This is a genomic window from Cobetia sp. BL01 (assembly GCF_056493605.1).
Map to the genome: position 1 here is coordinate 1 of NZ_JBVBEE010000017.1, position 2541 is coordinate 2541.

Genomic DNA, 2541 nt, shown 5'->3' on the forward strand with positions numbered 1-2541 from the left:
AGCGAAATTCCGGGCTAAACGTTCTCTTCTTCGTCATCATCTGCACCTGATTGTCTCTGTGAGCCATCATACACTCAAAGTCAGGTGGCCAAATTCACTGTGCCACTACAGATTCACTGTGCCACTACAACCCAGTTCGGCGGAGTGCGTGCAGATTACCGCAATGCAAGCCAAGCATGGCATCGTGACAACGCAGAGAAGCCTGCCCAGCTGTATCTGCCATACGATCCAGATGAACGCGCGTTTTTTGCCCCGAAAGAGTTGCTGCCTTGAGTCCGAGTGATAGACGAGGTTATGCTTGTGGTCATATGCATCAAAATGCTGATAGAAGATAAAAATCAGGGGCTTCAAGGAGTTGAGTCACGTGAGCGAAAAAAGTCAACACGAATCGCTGGAGCAATTGCAATCGCGGATAAGCGAGGCAGAGCAGAGCTTACAGGCAAGTGACCGCACCATAGCGGTGCATTTCGACGAAATGGCCCGTGTTACCCAGGCCTTGGAACACGAACAAGCGCACAAAGCTGAGCTTGAGAAACAGTTAGCTGCGTATCGACAGCAATTGATTCAGGTGGAGGCTCAGCAGACTGCGTCAAACGCTGAGAACCCGGATGAGCAAGAATTAAAGCTGCAGCAGCAGAGCCGTTTGCTTTTGGAAAGTGAGCTGTTTGATGCTGAATGGTATCTGGCCATGTATCCTGATATTAAGGAGGCCAAAACGTTTTCTCAGGCTCCCCATGAGCACTATTTACGTTTTGGGGCTTTCGAAGGGCGGGATCCATGTCCGGAGTTTGATTCTGATTATTATCTTGGTGAATATCCTGACGTGGCCAGTGCAGGGACTAATCCGCTGGTACATTATCTTATGTATGGACGTGAAGAGGGGCGTAATATTCACCCATCGATTCAGGAAGGATAGTTGCTGTGAGGCTTGAGCAGGAACTAGCGGCTTCTGGGCTGTTCGATGCCGAATGGTATAGTAATCACTATGCCGATGTAAGCATCTGCACGCTCTCTCCTTGGGACCACTTCCTGCAGTATGGCTGGATGGAGGGACGTGCTCCAAGTGCTAATTTTGATCCAGTTGTCTATCTGGATAATAATCCGGATATCCGCAATTCTGGTATATCTGCTTTGGAGCATTATTTAAGGTGGGGGCAATTTGAGGGCAGAAAAATGTCCTCACCTGTTGCAAATAAATGTGAGTTGTTAGAGTCTGGGTTGCCAAGATGGGTGGCAACGGCTGATACATTCGATTCCATATATATACCATCCCCCAATGGAGAGCGTATACTTTATATCTTGGCTTTGCAAAGTGGCGGAACGCCCCAGACTAACCAAGATTTGATGCGCTCATTTGCCTCGCAAGCAGAGACTTTAGTTCTTCGCTGTAGAGGTGTTGAGATTACTCTCTATTATTTTCACTCCGGACAATATGTCTTGTTGGAAGCATACTGCTTATCATCTTCTTTGAGCCCTCTACCACATTCCTCTTCTGAGTATGATAAAGTAGTTACTAAATGGATGTCGAAATATCAAGTGACAATTGTGCATGTGCGTCACATGGCATGGCAATCGTTGGGTTTGATAGCGTCGGCTAAACAGCTTCAGATACCTGTTGTTTTTTCGTTTCACGACTACTATACAGTTTGTCCTTCTGTAAAGTTACTAGATGAAAATAAGCAATTTTGCGGTGGCCGTTGCTCTTTGAGCATTGGTGAGTGCAGCCAAGAGCTTTGGGATCCTGCTTCAATGCCAGCATTGAAATTCAATGCTGTTTATCAGTGGCAGCAACAATATGCGCGTGCGCTAGTATTATGTGATGCGTTTGTCACTACATCAGATTCGGCCCGCGAACTGGTTATCGATATTTTTCCTGCACTCGAAAAGCACCCCTTCGAGATTATACCGCATGGACGAGATTTCCCAAGCCTATCATTACATGCAGTTACTCCTAAACCAAATCAGAAGCTGCGAGTCCTAGTTCCAGGATTTTTGGCAGTCTCTAAGGGCAGAGATATCCTGCTGGAGTTGGCCTCTCATCGTCGGCTAGCTCATGTGGAGTGGCATGTGCTCGGACTATTAATAGACACTCCGCCTTCATCGATACCGCAGAATATTATAGTCCATGGGGCTTATGATCGTGAAGAGTTCAGCATGCGTGTTGGAGTAATTCAGCCGCATTTAGGAGCTCTATTGTCGATATGGCCTGAGACTTGGTGTCATACATTGACCGAGCTTTGGTCTGTTGGCCTTCCTGTGTTGGGATTCGATCTTGGTGCAGTCGGCGAGCGCCTAGCAAACACAGGGGGTGGGTGGCGAGTTGAAAAAATTAGTTCTGACGCAATGGCAATGAAATTGCTTGAAGCAACGGAGCCTGAAGTTTGGCATAAGGCTCAAGAAAATGTATGTGAATGGCAAAAAACTGGACAGATAAGCTGCGCAGAGATGGCTGAGGAGTATTGGAAGTTATATCAGCGCGTAATATCGCAACATTAGCCACATTGTGCTTACACCTAGTGTGCATAAAAGTTAAATTTTTTG

Annotated in this window: 2 protein-coding genes; both read left to right on the forward strand. The window is 46.8% G+C overall.

What is annotated here, in order from left to right; all coding sequences use genetic code 11:
• Positions 1-364: 364 nt before the first annotated feature.
• Positions 365-916: a hypothetical protein gene (locus ACZYGA_RS16900; RefSeq protein WP_479399718.1), complete on the forward strand. Its 552-nt coding sequence runs from the start codon at positions 365-367 to the stop codon at positions 914-916.
• Positions 917-921: 5 nt separating this feature from the next.
• Complete coding sequence (locus ACZYGA_RS16905) at positions 922-2496, forward strand: glycosyltransferase (protein ID WP_479399720.1); 1575 nt, start codon at positions 922-924, stop codon at positions 2494-2496.
• Positions 2497-2541 lie beyond the last annotated feature (45 nt).